Annotated in this window: 24 protein-coding genes; 20 read left to right on the top strand and 4 right to left on the bottom strand. The window is 63.7% G+C overall.

The genetic code is table 11. The annotated features are described in order from the left end of the window. Positions 1-35 precede the first annotated feature (35 nt). The gene (locus IAG25_RS12385) at positions 36-272 is read right to left on the bottom strand and encodes a hypothetical protein (RefSeq protein WP_187605115.1); all 237 of its coding nucleotides are present in this window, start codon (positions 270-272) and stop codon (positions 36-38) included. A gap of 147 nt (positions 273-419) precedes the next feature. On the opposite strand from IAG25_RS12385, the gene IAG25_RS12380 reads away from it, so the two are divergent. Beyond that, the gene (locus IAG25_RS12380; RefSeq protein WP_187605114.1) at positions 420-716 is read left to right on the top strand and encodes a YciI-like protein; all 297 of its coding nucleotides are present in this window, start codon (positions 420-422) and stop codon (positions 714-716) included. A gap of 13 nt (positions 717-729) precedes the next feature. Here IAG25_RS12380 and IAG25_RS12375 read toward each other — a convergent pair whose 3' ends face one another. After that, positions 730-1,722, bottom strand: coding sequence for a LysR family transcriptional regulator (locus IAG25_RS12375; RefSeq protein ID WP_187605113.1), 993 nt, complete (start codon positions 1,720-1,722; stop codon positions 730-732). 186 nt (positions 1,723-1,908) lie between these two features. After that, entirely contained in the window at positions 1,909-3,174 is a 1,266-nt protein-coding gene (locus IAG25_RS12370) for a mechanosensitive ion channel family protein (RefSeq protein ID WP_187605112.1), read from the bottom strand. 219 nt (positions 3,175-3,393) lie between these two features. On the opposite strand from IAG25_RS12370, the gene IAG25_RS12365 reads away from it, so the two are divergent. From IAG25_RS12365 to IAG25_RS12285, 17 genes are all read left to right on the top strand, one after another. After that, positions 3,394-4,368, top strand: a complete 975-nt coding sequence (locus tag IAG25_RS12365) for a MurR/RpiR family transcriptional regulator (RefSeq protein ID WP_187605111.1) — start codon at positions 3,394-3,396, stop codon at positions 4,366-4,368. Further along, positions 4,365-5,330: an isoaspartyl peptidase/L-asparaginase family protein gene (locus IAG25_RS12360; protein ID WP_187605110.1), complete on the top strand. Its 966-nt coding sequence runs from the start codon at positions 4,365-4,367 to the stop codon at positions 5,328-5,330. The genes IAG25_RS12365 and IAG25_RS12360 overlap by 4 nt, the downstream gene beginning before the upstream one ends. Further along, on the top strand, positions 5,327-7,231 hold the full coding sequence (locus IAG25_RS12355) for a dipeptide ABC transporter ATP-binding protein (protein WP_187605109.1): 1,905 nt from the start codon (positions 5,327-5,329) through the stop codon (positions 7,229-7,231). The genes IAG25_RS12360 and IAG25_RS12355 overlap by 4 nt, the downstream gene beginning before the upstream one ends. Positions 7,232-7,256: 25 nt before the next feature. Then, complete coding sequence (gsiB, locus tag IAG25_RS12350) at positions 7,257-8,804, top strand: glutathione ABC transporter substrate-binding protein GsiB (RefSeq protein WP_187605108.1); 1,548 nt, start codon at positions 7,257-7,259, stop codon at positions 8,802-8,804. A 47-nt stretch (positions 8,805-8,851) separates the two neighbouring features. Then, a complete protein-coding gene (gene gsiC / locus IAG25_RS12345) occupies positions 8,852-9,772 on the top strand; it encodes a glutathione ABC transporter permease GsiC (protein WP_187605107.1) in 921 nt (306 codons plus the stop codon). Positions 9,773-9,779: 7 nt separating this feature from the next. Beyond that, positions 9,780-10,667, top strand: coding sequence for a glutathione ABC transporter permease GsiD (gsiD, locus tag IAG25_RS12340; protein WP_187605106.1), 888 nt, complete (start codon positions 9,780-9,782; stop codon positions 10,665-10,667). Then, on the top strand, positions 10,664-11,683 hold the full coding sequence (locus tag IAG25_RS12335) for a DmpA family aminopeptidase (RefSeq protein WP_187605105.1): 1,020 nt from the start codon (positions 10,664-10,666) through the stop codon (positions 11,681-11,683). Before gsiD ends, IAG25_RS12335 begins: the two co-directional genes overlap by 4 nt. Further along, entirely contained in the window at positions 11,680-12,504 is an 825-nt protein-coding gene (locus IAG25_RS12330; RefSeq protein WP_187605104.1) for a M55 family metallopeptidase, read from the top strand. Before IAG25_RS12335 ends, IAG25_RS12330 begins: the two co-directional genes overlap by 4 nt. 89 nt (positions 12,505-12,593) lie before the next feature. Further along, complete coding sequence (locus IAG25_RS12325; RefSeq protein WP_250484475.1) at positions 12,594-12,812, top strand: hypothetical protein; 219 nt, start codon at positions 12,594-12,596, stop codon at positions 12,810-12,812. 33 nt (positions 12,813-12,845) lie between these two features. Beyond that, positions 12,846-13,223: a fluoride efflux transporter CrcB gene (crcB, locus tag IAG25_RS12320; protein WP_035501472.1), complete on the top strand. Its 378-nt coding sequence runs from the start codon at positions 12,846-12,848 to the stop codon at positions 13,221-13,223. A gap of 167 nt (positions 13,224-13,390) precedes the next feature. Further along, positions 13,391-13,870 (top strand): GNAT family N-acetyltransferase, encoded by a 480-nt coding sequence (locus tag IAG25_RS12315; protein ID WP_187605102.1) that lies wholly within the window; start codon positions 13,391-13,393, stop codon positions 13,868-13,870. Between the two features lie 122 nt (positions 13,871-13,992). Beyond that, positions 13,993-15,522 carry a histidine ammonia-lyase gene (hutH, locus tag IAG25_RS12310; RefSeq protein WP_187605101.1) on the top strand — a complete coding sequence of 510 codons (1,530 nt, stop codon included), beginning with the start codon at positions 13,993-13,995 and terminating at the stop codon, positions 15,520-15,522. After that, complete coding sequence (gene hutC, locus IAG25_RS12305; protein WP_035501480.1) at positions 15,519-16,214, top strand: histidine utilization repressor; 696 nt, start codon at positions 15,519-15,521, stop codon at positions 16,212-16,214. Before hutH ends, hutC begins: the two co-directional genes overlap by 4 nt. A gap of 5 nt (positions 16,215-16,219) precedes the next feature. After that, the gene (locus IAG25_RS12300; protein ID WP_187605100.1) at positions 16,220-16,789 is read left to right on the top strand and encodes a HutD/Ves family protein; all 570 of its coding nucleotides are present in this window, start codon (positions 16,220-16,222) and stop codon (positions 16,787-16,789) included. A gap of 36 nt (positions 16,790-16,825) precedes the next feature. Further along, complete coding sequence (locus IAG25_RS12295) at positions 16,826-18,205, top strand: formimidoylglutamate deiminase (protein ID WP_187605099.1); 1,380 nt, start codon at positions 16,826-16,828, stop codon at positions 18,203-18,205. Positions 18,206-18,213: 8 nt separating this feature from the next. After that, on the top strand, positions 18,214-19,017 hold the full coding sequence (gene hutG, locus IAG25_RS12290; RefSeq protein ID WP_187605098.1) for an N-formylglutamate deformylase: 804 nt from the start codon (positions 18,214-18,216) through the stop codon (positions 19,015-19,017). A gap of 325 nt (positions 19,018-19,342) precedes the next feature. Further along, on the top strand, positions 19,343-19,651 hold the full coding sequence (locus tag IAG25_RS12285) for a DUF4148 domain-containing protein (protein WP_187605604.1): 309 nt from the start codon (positions 19,343-19,345) through the stop codon (positions 19,649-19,651). A gap of 186 nt (positions 19,652-19,837) precedes the next feature. On the opposite strand, the gene IAG25_RS12280 is transcribed toward IAG25_RS12285, so the two are convergent. Next, complete coding sequence (locus IAG25_RS12280; protein ID WP_187605097.1) at positions 19,838-20,545, bottom strand: TetR/AcrR family transcriptional regulator; 708 nt, start codon at positions 20,543-20,545, stop codon at positions 19,838-19,840. Positions 20,546-20,921: 376 nt separating this feature from the next. Here IAG25_RS12280 and IAG25_RS12275 point away from each other — a divergent pair, with 376 nt between their 5' ends. Then, entirely contained in the window at positions 20,922-22,202 is a 1,281-nt protein-coding gene (locus tag IAG25_RS12275) for a Zn-dependent hydrolase (RefSeq protein WP_187605096.1), read from the top strand. A gap of 88 nt (positions 22,203-22,290) precedes the next feature. Next, complete coding sequence (locus IAG25_RS12270; protein WP_187605095.1) at positions 22,291-23,625, top strand: NAD(P)-dependent oxidoreductase; 1,335 nt, start codon at positions 22,291-22,293, stop codon at positions 23,623-23,625. Positions 23,626-23,642: the final 17 nt, after the last annotated feature.

Genomic DNA, 23,642 nt, shown 5'->3' with positions numbered 1-23,642 from the left:
AAACGGTGCTGCAATGCCACTCCGGTGGCGTTTTCTTAACGTGCGCGCAGGCTCAATTCTGAGAAGAACTTGAGAATGCGCTTGCAGGCGATGCCAAGCCACGACGGCTCGGCGAGTACGCGTTCCGCATCCTTCACGGAGAGCGCAACGATCGACAGCATGGAATGGGAGTGGATGAGCGTGCGGTACGACGCATCGAGAGGCGACGTCCACTCGCAGTTGCGGCAATCGTGTTTCGGGCACGCGTTGCAAGGAGGCTGGTTGCGGTTCATTGGCGGAATCCTGTGGGTATCCGCATATGATCTGCGATACGCTATCGTTAAGCGATCAGACCCTTCCGATAGAACTCTTGGTTTCGATCTCGAAAATAGGACAAACTAGTTCGATGAACCCGGCACTGTCCCACTAAGGAGACGGCGATGCACTATTTGTTGATTTACGAACTCTGTTCAGACTATCTGGAGCGCCGCGCGCAATTTCGCGACGCGCATCTCGCCCTTGCGTGGGCGGCGGTCGAGCGGGGCGACATCGTGCTCGCGGGCGCGCTCGATGCACCCGCCGATCGCGCGATGCTGTTGTTTCACAGTAATTCGCCCGTCGCCGCGGAAGATTTCGCGAAAAACGATCCGTACGTGACGAACGGGCTAGTCGAGCGCTGGGAAGTGCGCAAGTGGAACACGGTCGTGGGCGCGAACGCAGCCACGCCCGTGCGATAGCGCAACGCAGGAATCAGGCGTCGGCGGTTTCTTCCTCGGGACGATCCCGGCGCGTCGGGCCGCGACGTTGCGCCGAACGATAAAGGCTCGTCAGCGTGTCGTCGATCTGCTGCGTACGTTCGAAGAGCGCCGCAAGCCAGTCGACGAATACCGACACGCGCGGGCTCGCCTGACGGCTCTTGAGAAATGCCACCGACACCTTGAGCGGCGGCGATTTCCATTGCGGCAGCAACTCGCGCAACTGTCCCGAGCGCAGATAGGGCTGCGCCGCGATGCGCAACGGCTGGATCAGCCCGAGGCCTTCGATGCCGCATGCGATGTACGCGTGCTCGTCGGCGACCTGCACGAAGCCGCGCATCTTCATGGTGACTGGCTCGCCGTCGACATCGAAATCGAAATCGGCGGGGCGGCCGCTTTTCTCCGAGATGCAATTCACCGCGACGTGCTGCGCGAGATCATCCAGCGTTTCGGGCATGCCGTGCTTGTCCAGATACGCCGGACTTGCGCACGTCACCTGTTCGAGCATGCCGAGCCGGCGCGCGATCAGACCGGAATCGGGCAGTTCGCCGAGCTGCACGCTGCAATCGACGCCTTCACCGACGAGATCCACATTGCGATTGCCGATGCCGATCGACAGCTCGATCTGCGGAAAGCGCGCGTGAAACTCCGGCAGCGCGGGCACGACGATCGACGTCGCGACCGTATCCGGCATCTCGACGCGCAGCCGTCCGCGCAGACGTTCCTCGCCCGCGCCGAAGCCGGATTCGAGCTCGTCGATATCGGCGAGGATTTGCGCGCAACGCTCGTAATAAGCGGCGCCATCGACGGTGAGATTCAGGCGCCGCGTCGTGCGTGCGAGCAATTGCACGCCGACTAGCGCTTCGAGTTGTTGCACGGTCGTCGAAACACTCGCGCGGGGCATGCCGAGCGACTCGGCTGCACGCGTGAAACTGTTCGTATCGACGACACGCGTGAAGACACGCATGGCATGGACGCGATCGATCACGTTGAGTTTTCCTTTTATGACGATTGAATGGCGATGCGCGGAAAAAACGATCCCACCGCGGCTATGAAGCTGCGGAAAAAAGGCGCATCGGCGATGGTTAGATCGTAATGACCGGAAGCGTCAACGTGAATACACAAAAGTGGAGGATTCTTGCCTGATCCTTTTTGACGGCGCGAATGCCGCGAATCAGAGAGCCGGCATTTCGCCGCGCAGACGGCCCGTGAAACCGGTCATGTCCGCGCCGGATGGCGCCTGATAAAGGCGCAGGCCCATCTCCGGAAGGATCGACAGCAGATGATCGAATACGTCGCCCTGAATGCGCTCGTATTGCGTCCACGCGGTCGTCGCGGTGAAACAGTAGACCTCGACCGGAATGCCCTGCGATTGCGGTTCCATCATGCGGACCATGATCGCCATATCCTGACGGATTTCCGGATGGCGCTGCAAATAGGCGAGCCCATACGCGCGAAACGTGCCGATATTCGTGAGCCGCCGCCGATTCGCGGGTTCGTTGGCGAGTTCGCCGAGATTGCGGTTCGCCTGCTCGACTTCGGTCTGCTTCTGCTCCAGATAATCGTGCAGCAGGCGAAAGCGCTTCAGGCGCGCGGTCTCTTCGTCGGTGAGAAAGCGCACGCATTGCGCGTCGATGCGCAAGGTTCGCTTGATGCGCCGCCCGCCCGATTCGAACATGTGCCGATAGTTGCGATAGCTCTCCGAAAAAAGCTTGTAGGTCGGCACGGTGGTCACGGTGTTGTCCCAGTTCTGCACCTTGACCGTATGCAGCGCGATGTCCTTCACGAAGCCATCGGCGGCGGCTTGCGGCATCTCGATCCAGTCGCCGATCCGCAGCATGTCGTTCGATGTGAGCTGCGTGCTCGCGACGAGCGACAGCAGCGTGTCCTTGAACACGAGCAGCAGCACGGCGGACAGCGCACCGAGACCGGAGAGCATCCAGAGCGGCGAGCGGTCGATGAGAATCGACAGCACGAGCACGCCGCACACGAGCGCGAGGCCCAGCTTGCCGATCTGGATATAGCCCTTGATGGAGCGCGTCTGTGCTTCCTTGCTTTCCGCATAGACGTCCTGCCACGCGGAAAGCGCGCTGCCCGCGGCGAAAAAGATGCAGACCCACGCGCCGGCGTGCGCGACGCGGCCGATGACCGTCGCACAGTGCCCGATGCGCGGCACGTCGTCGATACCGAGCGCGATCGTCGCGAACGGCACCGCGTACCAGAGGCGATGATAGGCGCGATGCTTGATGAACGCGGCGTCCCACTTCTGATGGCCGGCGAGCACGAGCAGCCGATGCGCGACATAAAGCACGATGCGCGCGACCACCCATTGCAGGAACAGCGCGATCAGCGCGAGTGCGACGAGGCCCGCGAGCAGTTGCGCCCACGGATGAGCGGCGAGCAGATGCGGCAGCGGATCGGGAAGGAAGTCGAAATTCATACCGTTCGGTCAGGACTGGAAACGCGTGCGCATGATGGGCCTGTGCGACGCGGTGCGCCCCGTATTGTGCATGATGGTGCACGTTCGATGCATCGGAAGCGGCGCGCCTGACCTTCTTATCGAAAACCCGAGTTCGATGAAAATGAATTTTTTTTGCCCGGCTTTTCGAGTAAATATACTTTCATCGCGTTTCATCGCCATGAGAGCGCAGCGCATTCCATGTCCCGTTCACTATCGGTTCGTGCGCCGGCGAGCGCCGACGATCTGATCTCCGCGCGCATCGCCGCGGCCATGCCGACGCTCACGCCCATTCATCGGCGCATGGGGGCGTTCGTGCTGGCGAACCTCTTCCGTTCCGCGACGATGCGCATTGATGAACTGGCGGGCGCCGTCGGCGCATCGGTGGCGACGGCGAACCGCTTCGCGCGGGCGCTCGGCTTCTCGGGCTATCCGGCGTTTCGCGAGGCGCTCGTGCGCGGCTTCGAGGCGACCATCGCACCGGTCGAGCGCCTGCGCACCGCGCTCGAATCGCCGGCGAGCGGCGCGGAAGTCTTCGATGCATCGCTCGCACAGGCGGCCGCGAATCTGCATCTTGCCCAAACATCCGTCGATGGCGCGAAGGCTGCAGCGATCGTCGACGTGATCCTCGCCGCGCCGCGCATCTTCGTGATCGGCTATGGCGCGAGCGCGTTTCTCGCCGGATTGATGGAGCACGGGCTCACGCCGTATTGCGCGAACGTTCAGTCGCTCGCGCTGACGGGCGGGCCGTCGCACGCGGCGCGCAAGCTCTTCACGGCATCGCCCGGCGACGTGCTGATCGCGATCGCGTTTCCGCGCTATGTCGACGACACCATCACGCTGGCGCGGCTCGCGCGCGATCACGGCTTGCGCGTCGTCGCGCTCACCGACAGCGCCGCGTCGCCGCTCGCGCAGGTCGCCGACCTGCTGCTCGCGATTCAAGCCGAGCGCAGGCTGGCGGCGAATTGCGACACGGCGGTGCTCGCCGTCATCGAAGCACTCTGCGATGCGGTCGCGCATCGGGCGAAACGCTCGGTCGAGGCGGCATCCGGATTGACCGAATTCGTTTTGCCGTGGCTCGTCGCGCCGTCGATCGCCAACGGAGCGCAGGCGGTCCACGCAACGCGCCGCACGGCCGCGAAACGACACACTCACACGGAACCGCGCGAAACATGAACGCCACACCAGTCATTGCCATTCACGGCGGCGCGGGCACGCTCCTGCGCCACGCGATGAACGCCGAAACGGAAGGGGGCTATCACACGGCGCTTTCCGACATCCTGAGCGCGGGCGAGCGCATTCTCGCCGCTGGCGGCAGCGCGCTCGACGCCGTCACCGAAGCGGTCCGTCTTCTCGAAGACTGTCCGCTCTTCAACGCGGGCCACGGCGCGGTGTTCACGGCGGCCGGCACGCACGAACTCGACGCCTCCGTGATGGACGGCGCGACGCTCGAAGCGGGCGCGATCAGTTGCGTGACGCGCGTGAAGAATCCCGTGCTCGCCGCGCGCCGCGTGCTCGACGTGAGCGACCACGTGATGTTCACGGCAGAGGGCGCGGAAGCGTTCGCGGCGGCGCAAGGGCTCGACCTCGTCGATCCTTCTTATTTCTTCACGGAGGCGCGCCATCAGCAATGGCTCAAGGCGCGCGGCACATCGGGCACGATGCTCGATCACGATGCGATGACGAAGTTCGCGTTCGACAACGATCCCATCGATCCCGACAAGAAGTTCGGCACGGTCGGCGCCGTTGCGCTCGATGCGCACGGTCATCTCGCGGCGGCGACATCGACGGGCGGCATCACCAACAAGCAGGCGGGGCGCGTCGGCGATGCGCCGCTGATCGGCGCGGGCTGCTATGCGAACGACGCGACCTGCGCCGTCTCGACCACCGGCACGGGCGAGATGTTCATCCGCATGCTCGCGGCGTATGACGTATCGGCGCAAATGGAGTATCGCGGCCTGTCGCTGGAAGACGCGGCAAGCGATGTCGTGATGACGAAGCTGCCGCGTATCGCAGGACGCGGCGGGCTCGTCGCCGTCGACGCGAAGGGCAACGTCGCGCTGCCGTTCAACACGGAAGGCATGTATCGCGGCTTTGCACGCGTGGGCGAAGCGCCCGTCACCGCGATCTATCGATGATGAACGCGACCTCGCCCTTGCCCGAAAATCGCGTGATCGACGTGCGCGATCTGTCGGTTTCGTTCCGCTCGCGCTCGCGCACCATCGAAGCCGTGCGCAATATCTCGTTCACCGTGGATCGCGGCGAGACGCTCGCGATCGTCGGCGAATCGGGCTCGGGGAAGTCGGTCACGTCGCTCGCGCTGATGCGTCTCGTCGAACATGGCGGCGGGCGGATCGTCTCGGGCAGCATCGCGTTCAGGCGGCGCAACGGGCAAGTGCTGGATCTCGCGAAAGCGTCGTCCGCGGCGGTGCGCAGCGTGCGCGGCGCGGACATCGCGATGATCTTCCAGGAACCGATGACATCGCTCAATCCGGTGTTCACGGTCGGCGACCAGATTGCGGAAGCCATCGCGCTGCATCAGGGCAAGAGCCATTCGGAGGCGCGCGCCGAAGCGCTGCGTCTGCTCGATCTCGTGCGCATTCCCGAATCGAAGCGCGTGTTCGCGCGCTATCCGCATCAGTTGTCGGGCGGCATGCGCCAGCGCGTGATGATCGCGATGGCGCTCTCGTGCAAGCCCGCGCTCCTGATCGCCGACGAGCCGACCACCGCGCTCGACGTCACGATTCAGGCGCAAATCCTGCAACTCGTGCGCGGCCTGCAGGACGAAATGAACATGGGCGTGATCTTCATCACGCACGACATGGGCGTGGTCGCGGAAGTCGCCGATCGCGTGCTCGTGATGTATCGCGGCGAGAAGGTGGAGGAGGCGCATTCGGACACGCTGTTCCATGCGCCGAAACATCCGTACACGAAGGCGCTGCTTGCCGCCGTGCCGACGCTCGGCGCGATGCGCGGCACCGATTGTCCCGCGAAATTCCCGATTCTCGAAGTCGAGCCGGTGGATGTCGCGCCCGACGATGCGAGCGCGTTGCGGCCATCGGAAGCGGTCGAGAAGGAAAGGCAGCCCGCCGTCGATGAAACCATCAGGCCGATTCTGCGCGTGCGCGATCTGGTCACGCGCTTTCCGGTGAAGAGCGGCTTGTTCGGCCGCATGACGGCGTCGGTGCATGCGGTCGAGCGCGTGAGCTTCGACCTGCGTCCGGGCGAAACGCTCGCGCTCGTCGGCGAATCGGGCTGCGGCAAATCGACGACGGGACGTTCGCTGTTGCGGCTCGTCGAAAGCCAGAGCGGTTCCATCGAGTTCGACGGACGCGACATCAGCAAGCTCGAAGGCCATGCGCTGCAGACACTGCGGCGCAATATTCAGTTCATCTTTCAGGACCCGTTCGCATCGCTCAATCCGCGTCTGACGGTCGGCTTCTCCGTGATGGAACCGTTGCTCGTGCACGGCGTCGCGAGCGGCAAGGAAGCGCAGGCGCGGGTCGACTGGCTGCTCGAAAAGGTCGGCTTGCCGCCCGAAGCGGCACAGCGTTATCCGCATGAATTCTCGGGCGGTCAAAGACAGCGCATCGCGATTGCACGCGCGCTCGCGTTGAACCCGAAAGTCGTGATCGCCGATGAATCCGTCTCCGCGCTCGATGTCTCCGTGCGCGCGCAGATCGTCAATCTGATGCTCGATCTGCAGCGCGAACTGGGCGTCGCGTATCTCTTCATCTCGCACGACATGGCGGTGGTGGAACGCGTGAGCCATCGCGTGGCGGTGATGTACCTCGGGCAGATCGTCGAGATCGGGCCGCGCGCCGCCGTGTTCGAAGCGCCGCGTCATCCGTACACGCGCAAGCTGATGAGCGCGGTGCCGGTTGCCGACCCGTCGCGCAGACACGCGAAACGCATGCTCGCCGCCGACGAGATTCCAAGCCCGATCCGCAAGCTCGGCGATGAGCCGATCGTCGCAAAACTGGTTGCAGTCGGACCAGATCATTTTGTCGCCGAGCATCACGTTGGCGGCGCTTACTAGAAGCACTTCAAAAAGGAGTCCAACGATGCCGTCCTTTCAATTGCGCGCGATGCTCGCAGCAAGCGCGTTCGCCACGCTGACCGCACTCGCGCCCGTCGCGGCGCATGCGCAAAGCACCGCCGTGATGGCGGTCGCTTCGACCTTCACGACGATGGATCCGTACGACGCCAACGACACGCTCTCGCAGGCGGTGGCGAAGTCGTTCTACGAGGGCCTCTTCGGTTTCGACAAGGACATGAAGATTCGCAACGTGCTCGCGACGAGCTACGAGGCGAGCCCCGACGCGAAGGTCTACACGATTCATCTGCGTAAGGACGTGAAGTTCCAGGACGGCACCGATTTCAACGCGGACGCGGTGAAGGCCGTGTTCGACCGCGTGACGAATCCGGACAACAAGCTCAAGCGCTACAACCTCTTCAACAAGATCGACAAGACCGAAGTCGTCGATCCGTACACGGTGAAGATCACCCTGAAGATTCCTTTCTCGGCATTCATCAACGTGCTCGCGCATCCGTCGGCGGTGATGATCTCGCCGACCGCGCTCAAGAAGTACGGCAAGGACATCGCGTTTCATCCGGTCGGCACAGGTCCGTTCGAGTTCGTCGAATGGAAGCAGACCGACGACCTGAAGGTGAAGAAGTTCGCGGGCTACTGGCAAAAGGGCTTGCCGAAGATCGACATGATCGACTGGAAGCCGGTGGTCGATAACAACACGCGCGCCGCGCTCATGCAGACGGGGGAAGCGGACTTCGCGTTCTCGATTCCGTTCGAGCAGGCCGCGACGCTCAAGGCGAGCCCGAAGGTCGATCTGATCGCGGCGCCTTCGATCATTCAGCGCTATGTCAGCATGAACGTGCTGCAAAAGCCCTTCGACAATCCGAAGGTGCGCGAGGCGATGAACTACGCGATCAACAAGGAAGCGCTCGTCAAGGTCGCGTTCGCGGGTTATGCCGTGCCGGCAGAAGGCGTCGTGCCGCCGGGCGTCGACTACGCGGCGAAGCTCGGACCGTGGAAATACGATCCCGCGAAAGCACGCGAACTGCTGAAGGAAGCGGGCTATCCGAACGGCTTCGAAACCGTGCTGTGGTCCGGCTATAACCACACGACCGCGCAGAAGATCATCCAGTTCGTGCAGCAGCAACTCGCGCAAGTGGGCGTGAAGACGACGGTCGAGGCGCTCGAAGCGGGGCAGCGCGTGCAGCGCATCGAGAGCGCGCCCGATCCGAAGACGGCGCCCGTGCGCATGCTCTACATCGGCTGGTCGTCGTCGACGGGCGAAGCGGACTGGGCGCTTTCTCCGCTGCTCGGCGGCACGTCGTTCCCGCCGAAGCTCTTCAACACCGCGTACTACAAGAACGATCAGGTCGATGACGATCTCTCGAAGGCGCTCGCCACCACGGATCGCGGCGAGAAGGCCAAGCTCTACGCCGATGCGCAAAAACGCATCTGGGCCGATGCGCCGTGGATTTTCCTCGTCACGGAAAAGGTCGTGTATGCGCGCAGCAAGCGTCTTTCCGGCGCGTATGTGATGCCCGACGGCTCGTTCAGCTTCGACGAGATCGCGATCAAGTAATCGCTTTCGGCCGGGCGTGATTGCCTGGCCGCATCCGACAGAAAACGATGCTCAACTTCATCGCCAAACGCCTGTTAGGTTTGCTGCCGACGCTTTTCATCGTCGCGGTGCTGGTGTTCTTCTTCGTGCACATGCTGCCGGGCGATCCCGCGCGACTCGCGGCGGGCGCGGAAGCGGACGAAGCCACGGTCGCGCTCGTGCGCGCGGACCTCGGACTCGACAAGCCGCTGCCGCAGCAACTCGTGAGCTTCTTCGGCAAGGTCGTGCATTTCGACTTCGGCATGTCGACGCGCAGCAAGCGGCCCGTGTCGACGGAAATCGCCGAGCGCTTCATGCCTACTCTGTGGCTCACGCTCGCGAGCATGGTCTGGGCGGTGATCTTCGGCATGACGATCGGCATCGTGTCGGCGGTGTGGCGCAATCGCTGGCCGGACCGGCTGGGCATGACGCTCGCGGTATCGGGCATCTCGTTTCCCGCCTTCGCGCTCGGCATGCTGCTGATGGAAATTTTCTCGGTGAAGCTCGGCTGGCTGCCTATCGTCGATGACGGCACATGGAAGGGCTACGTGCTTCCGTCGATCACGCTCGGCGCTGCCGTGGCCGCCGTGATGGCCCGCTTCACGCGCGCGTCCTTCGTCGAAGTGCTCGGCGAGGACTTCGTGCGCACGGCGCGCGCGAAAGGCGTGCACGAACCGATGGTCATCGTGAAGCACTGTCTGCGCAACGCGATGATCCCCGTCGTCACGATGATGGGCCTGCAGTTCGGCTTTCTGCTCGGCGGCTCGATCGTCGTGGAGAAGGTGTTCAACTGGCCGGGACTCGGGCGCCTGCTCGTCGATGCGGTCGAGATGCGCGACTACCCGGTAATCCAGGCGGAAGTGCTGCTGTTCTCGCTGGAGTTCATCGTGATCAATCTGATCGTGGACGTGCTCTACGCGATCATCAATCCGACCATTCGTTTCAAGTGAGGACGCGATGAGCGTGACAGCCGAAAGCGCGGTGCATGCGCAGGAAATCCGCACGCCGTGGACGGAGTTCTGGCGCAAGTTCAGGCAGCAGCACGTCGCGATGATCGCGGCCGTGTTCGTGTTGCTGCTGATCGTGATCGCGGTCATCGCGCCGTATATCGCGCCTTACGATCCCGAGAACTACTTCGACTACGACGCGCTCAACGCCGGGCCATCGGCCGCGCACTGGTTCGGTGTCGATTCCCTGGGGCGCGACATTCTCAGCCGCATCCTGGTGGGCAGCCGCATCTCGTTGTCTGCGGGTCTGCTCTCCGTCGTGCTCGGCGCGGTGATCGGCACGTTCTTCGGCTTGCTCGCGGGCTATTACGAAGGATGGTGGGACCGCATCGTGATGCGCATTGCCGACGTGCTGTTCGCGTTTCCCGGCATCCTGCTCGCGATCGGCGTCGTCGCGATTCTCGGCAACGGCATGGTGAATGTCGTGTGCGCGGTCGCGATCTTCAGCATTCCCGCATTCGCGCGGCTCGTGCGCGGCAATACGCTGGCGCTCAAGCATCTCACGTATATCGAAGCGGCGAAGAGCATCGGCGCGTCGGACTGGACGATACTCGCGCGGCATATCCTGCCGGGCACGATCTCGTCGGTGGTCGTGTACTTCACGATGCGCATCGGCACGTCGATCATCACGGCGGCGAGTCTCTCGTTTCTCGGACTCGGCGCGCAGCCACCCACGCCCGAGTGGGGCGCGATGCTCAACGAAGCGCGCGCCGACATGGCGATGGCGCCGCACGTCGCGATCTTCCCGAGCCTCGCGATCTTCTTTACCGTGCTCGCGTTCAATCTGCTCGGCGACGGTCTGCGCGACGCGCTCGATCCGAAGCTCGACCGGCCATGACGCACATCGGTTCGCTCGACGCGGGGCCGCGCGGCACGATCGCCGATGTCGCGGGCGTGACGGTCGGTCATTGCACGCTCGCTCAGGGCGCGGTGCAAACGGGCGTCACGGTGATTCGTCCACACGCTGGCGATGTCTATCGCGACAAGGTGCCGGCGGCCGCGTGCGTGATCAACGGCTTCGGCAAGAGCGTCGGGCTCGTGCAAGTGGACGAGCTCGGCGTGCTCGAAACGCCGATCGCGCTGACCAATACCTTCGGCGTCGGCACGATCGTAAATGCGCAGATTCGCGCTGCGATCGTTGCGAATCCGCGTATCGGGCGCGAAGATCCGAGCGTGAATCCGCTCGTGTTCGAGTGCAACGATGGCTATCTCAACGACATGCAGGCGCTCGCGATTCACGAAGCGCATTACATGAGCGCGCTCGATGCTTGCAGCGTCGATTTCGAGCGCGGCGCGGTCGGAGCGGGGCGCGGCATGTCGTGCTTCGAGCTGAAAGGCGGTATCGGTTCGGCATCGCGCATCGTGCGGATCGACGAGCACGCGTACACGATTGGCGCGCTCGTGCTCGCGAATTTCGGCCGTCTGCCGCAACTCACGATTGCCGGCGATGCGGTCGGAAAGACGCTGCTGGCATCGACGAAAGAAGCGAACGTGACGCCCGAGCAAGGCTCGATCATCATGCTGATCGCAACCGATGCGCCGCTCGACGCGCGTCAGTTGCGCCGCCTCGCGATGCGTTCCGCCGCCGGCCTCGCGCGCATAGGTTCGGTGTACGGTCACGGCAGCGGCGACATCGCGCTGGCTTTCACGACCGCTTACACCGTGCCCTTCGATGCGGGCTTCATCACGATGCCGCCGCTCGTCAGCGACGCGGGGCTCGATCCTCTTTTCCAGGCCGCCGCCGACAGCATCGAGCAAGCGATCCTCGATGCGCTCTTCAGCGCGGAGACGGTCGCTGGACGCGATGGCCATCGACGCATATCACTCAAGGACGCATTGAGAACACGACCATGAAAGTGCTGATCTCGGTGGATATCGAAGGCATCGCGGGCGTGTTCCATCCGGAGCAGACGCGCGCGGGCAACGCCGAATACGAGCAGGCGCGCCGCTGGATGACGCGCGAAGCGAATGCGGCTGCGCAAGGCGCGTTCGATGGCGGCGCATCGCAAGTGTGGATCAACGATTCGCACGGCGGCTTTCGCAACCTGATACCGGACCTGCTCGATCCGCGCGCGCGTCTCGTGCTCGGCAAGCCGCGCACGCTCGGCATGATGGCGGGGCTGGAAGCATCGCCGGAAGTGGTCTTCATGGTCGGCTATCACGCGCGCGCGCAAAGCCGCGGCATCCTCGCGCATACGATCAACAGCGCCGCGTTCGCGCGCGTCACGCTCGACGGCGATGAAGTCGGCGAGGCCGGGCTATACGGCAGGCTCGCGGAGGAACACGGCGCACGCATCGCGTTGCTCACAGGCGACGACGTCTTCGGCGCCGAGACGCTGCCCGCATTTCCCGGCGCGCGTTTTCTATGCGTGAAGACCGCGCACGGTTATTCGAGCGGCGTGACCGAAACGCCCGCAGCAGCATGCGACGCGATCCGGCTCGCCGCGCGCGAGACGATCGAAGCGGCCGCGTCGTCGGCCCATGCGAAGCGTTCGCCGGTCACCGAACATCGCTGCGAACTGCGCGCACAGACGACCGCATTCGCCGATCTCTTCTGCCAGTGGCCAACGCTCGAACGCATCGATGCCGTGACGCTCGCCTTCGATGCGCTCTCCGTCGAACATGTCGTGCGGATACTCAATTGCCTTTCGGCAATGTCCTTCATGATACGGTGAGCGTTTGGACCAACGGCTGCGAGTATCGTTAGAATGGAGCCGTTCGCGTAACTGGCTCTGGTTTTGACGTCTTTTTGCAGACGATGCTCATGCACACGGTGAAGCTCGAACACAATGACGACGAGGTGCTCGACCCCGCCGATCCGCAACTCGTGGTGCGCGGCTCACTCTTCATCGACGGCCACGATGCCGGATGCTGGGAAGAACGGCGCGACGGCACGTGGGCGGCGCATGTCCGGCACAAGGACGGCTGGATCGTCGAGGCGAGTCGCGGCGCGCTGATCGACCGGCTCGCGCGCGAGGCATAACGCAGTTAATTTCAAATCGATTTCACATAATTCATGTATCTGTCGATCATCGCCGTGGGGCTCGGCGGCGGCCTGGGATCGCTGCTCAGATGGGTCCTCGGCCTGCGCCTGAATGCGATTTTTCCGAATCTTCCGCTCGGCACGTTCGCGGCGAACGTCATCGCGGGCTACATCATCGGCGTGGCCGTTGCATTTTTCGCGCGCTTTCCGGATATCTCGGTGGAATGGCGGTTGTTCATCATCACCGGGCTGATGGGCGGGCTCTCCACGTTTTCTACCTTCTCGGCCGAAGTGGTCGCGCATTTGCAGCAAGGGCGGCTCGGCTGGGCGCTCGCTGAAATCGCGATCCACGTATGCGCATCGTTGCTGATGACCGCGCTCGGTATCGCGACGGTGGTCGTGGCTTCCTGAAGGACGTTCCTGTAGCGCAATCCGGCCAATCGATTTCCGCGATTTGAACGTTTGCGCCCGCCCGGTCCGACTCATTCCCGTACAAGTTTTTTTCCCGCGTTTTCAACGCTTGACCCTCGCTGCCTCGGCAGCGGTTTTTTTATTTTGACAGTAACGAAGGTGATGAAATGCCACGGTTTCCGCTCATCGAAGTCAGACCGTATCATCCGAGCGATCTCGACGGTGTGATCGATTTGTTTCAACGCGCCGTTCGCGAAACGGCATCGGCCGACTACAACGAAGCACAGATCGCAGCGTGGGCGCAAGCCGACCGGGACGAGTGGGAACTCGCACGCTTGAACCGTCCGACGTGGGTCGGGCTCGTCGACGGCGAACTCGCGGGCTTCGCCGATCTCGAGAAGAACGGCCTCATCGACATGATGTTCGTCGATCCGCTGCATCAGCGCAAAAGCGTGGCGACGTCGCTGCTCGCGCGCATCGAGGCCGAAGCCGACGAAATGGGCCTGAACACCCTGCACACTTATTCGAGCGTCACCGGGCGGCCGTTCTTCGAATATTGCGGTTTCACGATGCTCCTGGCGCGCGCAATCATCGTGCGCGAGCAACGTTTCGTCCAGTTCGTGATGGAAAAGGTGCTCGAACCGTGAAATCTGTATAGACAAGACGCATCTTTCTTCCGGGATGATCCTAGTGATATCCCGGATATCCCCTTGTTTCGTCCTTCGAGCCCGTTTAGACTTGAGTCTAACTTGTATAGACAGGACGAACCATGATCACGCTTACGCCCGGAAAACTGACTCTCCCGCAACTGCGCCGCATCGCGCGTGGTTCGGACCCGCTGCAACTCGATCCCGCCAGCTTCGACGCCATCGACGCGAGCGCGCGCGCCGTCGCCGCGATTGCCGCGAAAGGCGATCCGGCTTACGGCATCAATACGGGCTTCGGGCGGCTCGCCAATACGCACATTCCTGCCGATCAGCTGGAACTGCTGCAAAAGAATCTCGTGCTGTCGCATGCGGTGGGCGTCGGCGAGCCGATGTCGCGGCCGGTCGTGCGCCTCCTGATGGCGCTCAAGCTGTCGAGCCTCGGGCGCGGTCATTCGGGCATCCGCCGCGAGGTCATCGACGCACTCATCACGCTTTTCAACGCCGACGTGCTGCCGATCATCCCGATCAAGGGCTCGGTCGGCGCATCGGGCGATCTCGCGCCGCTCGCGCATATGTCGACGGTGCTGCTCGGCATCGGCGAAGTCACCATTCGCGGCGAACGCGCGAGTGCGCTCGACGGTCTCGCGGTTGCGGGCCTCAAGCCGCTCACGTTGCAGGCGAAGGAAGGTCTCGCGTTGCTGAACGGCACGCAGGCGTCGGCGGCGCTCGCGCTCTACAACCTCTTCGCGATCGAGGACCTGTTCCGCACCGGACTCGTCGCGGGCGCGCTGTCCGTCGATGCGGCGGCGGGCTCGGTCGTGCCGTTCGATGCGCGCATCCACGAGCTGCGCGGCCATCGCGGGCAGATGGATGCGGCGGCCGCGTACCGCACGCTGCTGAAGGGCTCGGGCATCAACCTGTCGCACGCCGATTGCGAGAAGGTGCAGGACCCGTACAGCCTGCGCTGCCAGCCGCAGGTGATGGGCGCGTGCCTCGACCAGATGCGCCACGCCGCCGACATCCTGCTGATCGAATCGAATGCCGTCTCCGATAACCCGCTGATCTTCCCCGATACCGGCGAAGTCCTGTCGGGCGGCAATTTCCACGCGGAGCCGGTGGCGTTCGCCGCCGACAATCTCGCGCTCGCCGCCGCCGAAATCGGCGCGCTCGCGGAACGCCGCATCGCGTTGCTGATCGACGCGACGCTCTCGGGCCTGCCGCCGTTCCTCGTACGCGATGGCGGCGTCAACTCGGGCTTCATGATCGCGCACGTGACGGCCGCCGCGCTCGCATCGGAGAACAAGACGCTCGCGCATCCGGCATCGGTCGATTCGCTGCCGACTTCCGCGAATCAGGAAGACCACGTCTCGATGGCGACATTCGCCGCGCGCAAGCTCGGCGACATCGCGAGCAACACGGCGAACATTCTCGCGATCGAACTGCTCGCGGCGGCGCAAGGCGTCGATCTGCGCGCGCCGCATCAGACGAGCGCGCCTTTGCTCGAAGTGATGAAGACCCTGCGCGCGCACGTGGCGCATTACGACCTGGATCACTACTTCGCGCCGGACATCGCCGCGATCGCGACGCTCGTGCAGGAAGGCGTCGTCGCGCAGCACAGCCCGCTCGCGTTCGCGTCGGAACAACCTGTATGAACACGCCTGCGTATCAGGAGATCAAGGACTACATTCTCCAGCGCATTCATATCGGCGAATGGAAGGAGGGCGATCAGGTGCCCTCCGAGAACGAGCTCGCACGCGAGTTCAAGGTCGCCCGCATGACGGTGAACCGCGCGGTGCGCGAGCTGACCGCCGAGCAGGTGCTCACGCGCGTGCAGGGCGCGGGCACCTTCGTCGCGCAGCCGAAATACGCGTCGACGCTCGTCGAGATTCGCAGCATCTCCGATGAAATCGTCGCGCGCGGCCACGTCTATAGCGCGCATGTGCTGCATCTGGGCGCATCGATCGTCGACGAGGCGCTCGCCGCCGAAATGCATCTCACGCTGGGCAGCCCGGTGTTTCATTCGCGCGTGCTGCACTTCGAGAACGACGAGCCGGTCCAGATGGAAGAGCGTTACGTGAATCCCAAGCTCGCGCCGGAATACGCGCGCCAGGATTTCACGACGATCACGCCGAACCAGTACCTGATGACGGCCGCGCCGCTGCAGCGCGTCGAATACCGGATCGAGGCGTCGGTGCCGTCGACCGAGATCCGGCTCTCGCTCGCGATGGCGGAGCACGAGCCGTGTCTGTTGCTGCATCGGCGCACGTGGTCGCGCGACGCGGTCGCATCGGTCGCGAATCTCTGGCATCCGGGCGACCGTTATCAATTCACGGGGCACTTCTGAACGCCATGATCATTCGTGCCGATTCGCTCACGCCCAAGCCCTGGAAGAACGGCGGCGGCGTGACGCGCGAGATAGCGGCGGGGCCGCGAGGCACGTCGCTCGATGCGTTCGCGTGGCGTCTGTCGCTGGCGGACGTGGCCTCCGATGGCGCGTTCTCGTGCTTCGCGGGCGTCGATCGCGTGCTCGTGCTGCTCGATGGCGCGGGCATGCGTCTTACCGAAGCGAAAGGCCGCGTGCATACGCTCGATGCGCCGCTCGCGATCGCGCGCTTCGCTGGCGAAACGCCGATTCACGCGACGCTGATCGAAGGCCCGACGCGCGATTTCAACGTGATGGTGCGCCGCGATCGCGCCCGTGCAACGGTGGATGTCCGGCGCGGCTCGTGTTCGCCCGACGCGCGCCACGATCTGACGTTCATCTTCTGCGTGCGCGGAAGCATCGATATCAAAGCCGATGGCGACACGCGCCATATGCTCGAAACAGGCGACACGCTGCGTCTCGATCGTGCGGCCGCCTTGCGATGCGAGGCGTCGGACGACACGACCTGGCTGCACATCGGCATCGACGATTTGTGAGCAGCCGCGCATCGACATAAAAAGGGAGACGGGAACATGAGCGCATTCTTCGCGGACCACGCGCGCCTCGCCGACGGCTGGCGGCGCAACGTGCTGCTCGAATGGAACGACGAAGGCACATTGGTGCGCGTAGCGCCCGACAGCGCGGCGCCCGCGGGCGTCGAGCGGGCGAAAGGGCCGGTCGTGCCCGGCATGCCGAACCTGCACTCGCACGCGTTCCAGCGCGCGATGGCGGGCCTCACCGAATATCGCGCGAGCGTCGCCGACACCTTCTGGAGCTGGCGCGACCTGATGTATCGCTTCGCCGCGCGGATCGGCCCGGAGTCGCTCGCGGACATTGCGCACTGGCTCTACATCGAGATGCTGAAAGCGGGCTACACGTCGGTGTGCGAGTTTCATTACGTGCATCACGCGCCCGGCGGCGCGCCTTATGCGAATCGCGCGGAACTTGCCGAGCGCGTCGTCGATGCGGCCGGGCGCGCGGGCATCGGCATCACGATGTTGCCGGTGCTGTACGAGCACAGCGGTTTCAACAAGAGCGCACCGCGCGACGATCAGCGGCGCTTTCTCAACACGCCCGATACGCTGCTCGCGCTCATCGACGAACTCGCCCGCGCTCGGCCCGAAGACGGCATGCGCCGTTATGGCGTCGCGCCGCATTCGCTGCGCGCGGTGTCGGGCGAATCGCTCGCGGCGGTGATCGAAGGGCTCGATGCACGCTTTCACCATGCGCCGGTGCATATCCATATTGCCGAGCAGACCGCCGAAGTGGAGGCGTGCCTCGCGGCGACGGGGCAGCGCCCGGTGCAATGGCTGCTCGAACGCTTTAACGTCGACGAGCGCTGGTGCCTCGTGCATGCGACGCATGTCGACACCGACGAATGCGCGCGTCTCGCGCAAAGCGGCGCGGTCGCGGGCCTGTGTCTGACGACCGAGGCGAATCTCGGCGATGGCGTCTTTCCGTCGCGCGATTATCTCGATGCGGGCGGACGCATCGGCGTCGGCTCGGATAGTCATGTCGGCGTGGACTGGCGCTCCGAACTGCGCCTGCTCGAATACGGCCAGCGTTTGTGGCGTCAGCAGCGCAACGTGCTCGCGTCGCCGACGCAGAGCCGTCCCGCCGATCGTCTCTTCGATGCCGCGCTCGACGGCGGCGCGCACGCGACCGGACGACCCGTCGGCGCCCTCGCGCAGGGCTTGCGCGCCGACTGGCTCGTGCTCGACGAAGCGCATCCGGGCATCGGCGAGCATGCGCCCGAGAGCTGGCTTTCGAGCGCTGTCTTCTGCGAACATGGCGATACACCGATCCGCGATGTGTTCGTTTCCGGCCGCAAGGTGATCGACGCGCGCCGGCACGCGCAGGAAGACGAAGCGCTGTTGCGCTATCGCGCCGCGTTGCGCGGCTTGCTCGATTGAGGTCATCCATGAACGAGTCTTCGATTTTCACGCTGGAACGCGGCAGCGCGCCGCTGCTGATTTCGATTCCGCACCGGGGCACGAGCATTCCCTGCGCGCTCGCCGAGGAGATGACGCCCGTCGCGAAACTCACCGAGGATTGCGACTGGCATCTCGAACGGCTATACGCGTTCGCGCGCGAATTGGGCGCATCGATTCTGACGCCGGAATACGCACGATATGTCGTCGATCTAAACCGTCCGCCCGACGACGCGAATCTCTATCCCGGCCGCGACACGACGGGACTGTGTCCGGTCGATACCTTCGACAAGGCGCCGCTCTACAAGCCGGGCCACGAGCCCTCGCGCGAGCAGATCGATGCGCGCCGCGCGATGTACTGGCAGCCTTATCACGATGCGCTCGCGAGCGAACTCGACGCGCTGCGGCAGTCGCACGGAAGCGTGCTGCTATGGGAAGCGCACTCGATTCGCTCGGTCGTGCCGCGTTTCTTCGACGGACGTCTGACCGATTTCAACTTCGGTACGGCGGACGGCGCGTCGGCGGCGCCGGGGCTGGCCGAGCATCTCGCGCGGATCGTCGAGCGCGACGGCCGCTTTTCGACGGTGGCCAACGGCCGCTTCAAGGGCGGCTACATCACGCGGCGCTACGGCCAGCCCGAGAAGGGCGTTCACGCGATTCAACTTGAGCTGACGCAGATCAGCTACATGGAAGAATCGTCGCCGTTCGCTTACGACGAGGCCAAGGCGAAAGACATCCAGCCCTTGCTGCGCGAACTCCTGACGACCGCGATGACCTACGCAACGGGCGCGTAGAAACTGACGCGTGCATGGCGATTGGCTGGCGATGTTGTAATGACGAGCCATCGTGCAATCGATTACACACTGCCTTCAGAGTCAGAAATTGAAGCGATTAGCGCAATAAAAACAACGGCTTAAGTTAATTGGGTGAAGCTCCGACGCGCTTCGCATCGCGAAACTCATTGTTGCGATCCCGACAATTATGTTTCGTGCAAATTGGGGTTTCCCCTAGGACGGCTGCCTCCTACACTTGTCTTCAAGCGAAACGAAATCAGAAACCACTTAAAAAGCTTCCGATTCAGTTTCGATTTCAAAACAAGACTATTGGAGGTTCATCATGATCAAGGCATTCGTTCCCGCACTCGTCATCGCCAGCGCTCTGGCCGCTCCGACTTTCGCGTTCGCGCAAAGCAACGGCCCAGTGACCCGCGCTCAAGTGCGCGCGGAACTGGTTCAGCTTGAAAAGGCCGGCTACAACCCGTCGACCGATCGCGTGGACTATCCGCAAAACATTCAGGCCGCAGAAGCGCGTGTGCATGCTGAGAACGGTGGATCGGCTTACGGTCCTTCGGCCGCCGGCACGTCGAATTCCGGCGCCCGCGTGAGCGCACCGATGTCGGGCCGTAACTCGGTCTACTTCGGCAACTGATCGAAAGGCAGTGGCAGCAGCAGTGAGTAGTTGTAGCGGTAGATGGTGCAGCAGCAAGCGTTGGCAGTAAGGCAGTATCTTGCGAGAAAAGCAGTAGCGTTACCGCAGTAAGGCAGCAACGCAGTGAAGCAGTAGAGAAGCAAGCAGCAAGTCGAACGCCGGCCGCTATCGAGCGACCGGCGTTTTTTATTGTGCGTTCCGGTTCGCTTCGACGCGCGGCGACACCGCGCCGCATGCGCGGAGCACGAGGCGCACGACTTCTTCCGTCTGCTCGTCGAAGGCCTTGCGCGTGAGCGCGCGCTTGCCCTTCAACGCGCGGATCTGCGCATCGAAATCGGCGTAGTGTTGCGTGATCGCCCAGATCATGAACATGAACGTGTCCGCCTCGACGGGCGCGAGCAGGCCGCGCGCGATCCAGCTTTCGATCACGATGACGCGCGTATCGAGCCACGGCTTCACGCGCTCGTTGAGGATGTCCTGCATGTGATGCGCGCCGTGGATGATCTCGCTCGCCCATACCTTCGAGCCGAGCGGCCTGCGTCTCGACAACTCCATCTTCGCGCGCACGTAGCCGCCGATCGCTTCGACCGGATCGTCGCTGCATTCGAAGGTGTCCGCCGCGCGATGCCAGTCCTCGAACAAATCTTCCAGCACGCGTCGATAGAGCGCGAGCTTCGTCGGGAAGTAGTAATGCAGGTTGGCCTTCGGCAATCCGGCACGCTCGGCGATCATCGCCGTGCTCGCGCCTTCCAGTCCCTTCTCCGCGAAAACTTCTTCGGCGCACGCCAGAAGCTGCGCTTCGTTGCTTTCGCGAATCTGCGCCTTGCGTCGCCGCAAAGGTGGCGCTGCGTGCTCGCGTTCGGTGATGCCGTCAGCCGCGTCGTCGTGTCTCATCGTCGAATTTTTCTGCCGTGTGTGCCGCATCGTGCCTCATTCGCGCCGTTCATGCACGCGGCGCTGCATCGCGTCGAAAATGCCGTCGCGGCCAGTGCCTGCCGATGCTGCATTGCAATGGCACGCTTATCGCTTAGGTTTGCTCCGTGTTTGTCCGCACACGAAAGACGTTGATTTGCTTATTTTAATCGGCTACAACCTGTCCAAGTGGACAGGATTTGAAGAGCGCTCGAAGTACTGAAGAAGCGCGTCGTTCGCATCATTCATCGCATAACAGAAAGCGTGCACCGGGCGCGTGCAGCATCGCACCGCAAACGTCCGGCATGCACGAAACGAAGTCACTCACATACGAAGTCGATCGTAAGGAGCGAGGCGAATGAACGTCGTAACGGATGCAATCAGAGAGGCTGGTCTCGATACGTCCATCAAGGTGAATGGTCAGCGTCTCTGGGATAGCCTGATGACGATGGCCAAAATCGGCGCAACACCCAAAGGCGGCGTCTGCCGTCTCGCGCTGACCGATCTCGACAGGGAAGGGCGCGATCTCATCGTCAGTTGGGCGAAGGAGGCGGGCTGCACGGTGAGCATCGATCAGATGGGCAACGTGTTCATGCGCCGCGCCGGGCGCAACCCCGATGCGCTGCCGGTCATGACCGGCTCGCATGCGGATTCGCAACCCACGGGCGGCCGCTTCGACGGCATCTACGGCGTGCTCGGCGGACTCGAAGTGATCCGCTCGCTCAACGATCGCGCCATCGAAACCGAGCATCCGATCGAAGTCGTCATCTGGACCAACGAGGAAGGTTCGCGCTTCGCGCCCGCGATGGTCGCATCGGGCGTATTCGCGGGCGTGTTCTCGCTCGATTACGGCCTTTCGCGCAAGGACGTCGACGGCAAGACGATCGGCGAGGAACTGAAGCGCATCGGTTACGCGGGCGATCTGCCGTGCGGCGGCCGCAAGCTGCATGCAGCGTTCGAGTTGCACATCGAGCAAGGCCCGATTCTCGAGGCCGAGGACAAGACGATCGGCGTCGTCACCGATGCGCAAGGCCAGCGCTGGTACGAGATCACGCTGACGGGCCAGGAAGCGCACGCAGGCCCGACGCCGATGCCGCGCCGCAAGGATGCGCTGCTCGGCGCATCGCGCGTGGTGGATCTCGTGAACCGCATCGGCCTCGACAATGCGCCGCTCGCCTGCGCGACGGTCGGCATGATGCAGGTGCATCCGAACTCGCGCAACGTGATTCCGGGCCGCGTGTTCTTCACCGTCGATTTCCGTCATCCCGACGATGCCGTGCTCGCGCGCATGGACGCCGCGTTGCGCGAGGGTGTCGCGCGCATCGCCGGCGAGATCGGCTTGCAGACCGAACTCGAACAGATCTTCTACTACGAGCCCGTCAGATTCGACGCCGCGTGCGTCGCGTCCGTGCGCGCGGCGGCGCAGCGCTTCGGCTATTCGCATCGCGACATGGTGTCGGGCGCGGGCCACGACGCGTGCTACCTCTCGCAGGTCGCGCCGACATCGATGGTGTTCGTGCCGTGCGTCGACGGCATCAGCCATAACGAAATCGAAGACGCGAGTCAGGAGTGGATCGAGGCGGGCGCGAACGTGCTCCTGCACGCGATGCTCGAGCGCGCTTCGGAACCCGCTTCGTAAAGCAGCGCTCTTTTCGTCTTACGTTCAACGTTGTCCGCGCCATTGCGCGCGGATGACGGGCACTCGTTCGTCCCCACAAGGAACGCGCATGACCATAAAAATGACCGGCGATATCGCGAGCCATCGCCTCACGCAGGAACAGCTCGCATGTGAATTCTCGGACGTCGCGCCGTTGCTCGACGCCACCGCCGCGGCTGCCGCCGCGAGCCGCTGCCACTATTGCTACGACGCGCCGTGCGTGCAGGCGTGCCCGACGAGCATCGATATTCCGAGCTTTATCCGCAAGATCGGCAACGGCAACCTGAAGGGCGCGGCCGTCGATATCCTCTCGGCCAATCCGCTCGGCGGCATGTGCGCGCGCGTGTGCCCGACCGAGATTCTTTGCGAAGGGAGTTGCGTGCGCAATCATCCGGGCGACGAGCCCGTGAAAATCGGCGCGTTGCAGCGACACGCTACTGACTGGGCGATGGCCAAAGGCGAGCCGCTTTTCAAACGCGCGCCGGAGACAGGCCGGCGCGTGGCGATCGTCGGTGCGGGACCGGCGGGGCTTGCATGTGCATATCGGCTCGCGCTGGCCGGACATCAAGCGGTGATTTTCGATGCGCGCGAGAAGCCGGGCGGCCTGAACGAATACGGCATCGCCGCGTACAAGACGGTCGAGGATTACGCGCAGCGCGAGATCGAATGGCTGTATTTTATCGGCGGTATCGAGATCAAGGCAGGTCATGCGCTGGGCCGTGACTTCACGCTCGACGAATTGCGCAAGCAGTACGACGCGGTGTTCATCGGCTTCGGTCTTGCGGGCGTGCGCGAACTGGCGCTCGAAGGCGAGGCTTTGGACGGCGTGATGAACGCGGTCGATTTCATCGAGCAGGTGCGTCAGGCCGACGATCTCGCGACGGTGCCTGTCGGTCGGCGCGTCGTCGTGATCGGCGGCGGCAACACGGCCGTCGATGCCTGCGTGCAAAGCCGGAAGCTCGGCGCGACGAACGTGACGATGGTGTATCGGCGCGGCGTCGAGAACATGAGCGCGACGTGGGCCGAGCGCGAGTTCGCGCAGACCAACGGCGTGAGCATCGTCACGCATGCGAAGCCGGTGCGTCTGATCGGCGACGACGGGCGCGTGACCGGCGTTGAATTCGAGCGCGACACGGAGCGCTTCGTCATCGATGCGGACATGGTGCTGAAGGCGATCGGTCAGACGCTCGTGCCCATCGGCATCGATCGCGCGTTGCTGACGCTGGACGGCGGACGCATCGTCACCGACGAGAACCGTCAGACGACGCTCGCGAAGGTATGGGCCGGCGGCGATTGCGCGACCCATGAAGGACTCGATCTCACCGTGCAGGCCGTGCAGGACGGCAAGCTCGCGGCGGCGTCCATCGACGCGTCGTTCGAGCTGACTGCGATCAAAGCCGCCTGACCAACATAAGGAGCCGC

Origin of the sequence: Caballeronia sp. EK (assembly GCF_014384845.1) — a bacterium.
Taxonomy (GTDB): Bacteria; Pseudomonadota; Gammaproteobacteria; order Burkholderiales; family Burkholderiaceae; genus Caballeronia; species Caballeronia jiangsuensis.
The sequence above is the reverse complement of the archived record's forward strand: the minus strand, read 5'-3'. Positions and strand labels throughout refer to the sequence as shown.

Coding starts and splice junctions, on each gene's coding strand:
- IAG25_RS12385 (WP_187605115.1), bottom strand. CDS start 272: ATGAACCGCAACCAGCCTCCTTGCAACGCGTGCCCGAAACACGATTGC.
- IAG25_RS12380 (WP_187605114.1), top strand. CDS start 420: ATGCACTATTTGTTGATTTACGAACTCTGTTCAGACTATCTGGAGCGC.
- IAG25_RS12370 (WP_187605112.1), bottom strand. CDS start 3,174: ATGAATTTCGACTTCCTTCCCGATCCGCTGCCGCATCTGCTCGCCGCT.
- IAG25_RS12365 (WP_187605111.1), top strand. CDS start 3,394: ATGTCCCGTTCACTATCGGTTCGTGCGCCGGCGAGCGCCGACGATCTG.
- IAG25_RS12360 (WP_187605110.1), top strand. CDS start 4,365: ATGAACGCCACACCAGTCATTGCCATTCACGGCGGCGCGGGCACGCTC.
- IAG25_RS12355 (WP_187605109.1), top strand. CDS start 5,327: ATGATGAACGCGACCTCGCCCTTGCCCGAAAATCGCGTGATCGACGTG.
- gsiB (WP_187605108.1), top strand. CDS start 7,257: ATGCCGTCCTTTCAATTGCGCGCGATGCTCGCAGCAAGCGCGTTCGCC.
- gsiC (WP_187605107.1), top strand. CDS start 8,852: ATGCTCAACTTCATCGCCAAACGCCTGTTAGGTTTGCTGCCGACGCTT.
- gsiD (WP_187605106.1), top strand. CDS start 9,780: ATGAGCGTGACAGCCGAAAGCGCGGTGCATGCGCAGGAAATCCGCACG.
- IAG25_RS12335 (WP_187605105.1), top strand. CDS start 10,664: ATGACGCACATCGGTTCGCTCGACGCGGGGCCGCGCGGCACGATCGCC.
- IAG25_RS12330 (WP_187605104.1), top strand. CDS start 11,680: ATGAAAGTGCTGATCTCGGTGGATATCGAAGGCATCGCGGGCGTGTTC.
- IAG25_RS12325 (WP_250484475.1), top strand. CDS start 12,594: ATGCACACGGTGAAGCTCGAACACAATGACGACGAGGTGCTCGACCCC.
- crcB (WP_035501472.1), top strand. CDS start 12,846: ATGTATCTGTCGATCATCGCCGTGGGGCTCGGCGGCGGCCTGGGATCG.
- IAG25_RS12315 (WP_187605102.1), top strand. CDS start 13,391: ATGCCACGGTTTCCGCTCATCGAAGTCAGACCGTATCATCCGAGCGAT.
- hutH (WP_187605101.1), top strand. CDS start 13,993: ATGATCACGCTTACGCCCGGAAAACTGACTCTCCCGCAACTGCGCCGC.
- hutC (WP_035501480.1), top strand. CDS start 15,519: ATGAACACGCCTGCGTATCAGGAGATCAAGGACTACATTCTCCAGCGC.
- IAG25_RS12300 (WP_187605100.1), top strand. CDS start 16,220: ATGATCATTCGTGCCGATTCGCTCACGCCCAAGCCCTGGAAGAACGGC.
- IAG25_RS12295 (WP_187605099.1), top strand. CDS start 16,826: ATGAGCGCATTCTTCGCGGACCACGCGCGCCTCGCCGACGGCTGGCGG.
- hutG (WP_187605098.1), top strand. CDS start 18,214: ATGAACGAGTCTTCGATTTTCACGCTGGAACGCGGCAGCGCGCCGCTG.
- IAG25_RS12280 (WP_187605097.1), bottom strand. CDS start 20,545: ATGAGACACGACGACGCGGCTGACGGCATCACCGAACGCGAGCACGCA.
- IAG25_RS12275 (WP_187605096.1), top strand. CDS start 20,922: ATGAACGTCGTAACGGATGCAATCAGAGAGGCTGGTCTCGATACGTCC.
- IAG25_RS12270 (WP_187605095.1), top strand. CDS start 22,291: ATGACCATAAAAATGACCGGCGATATCGCGAGCCATCGCCTCACGCAG.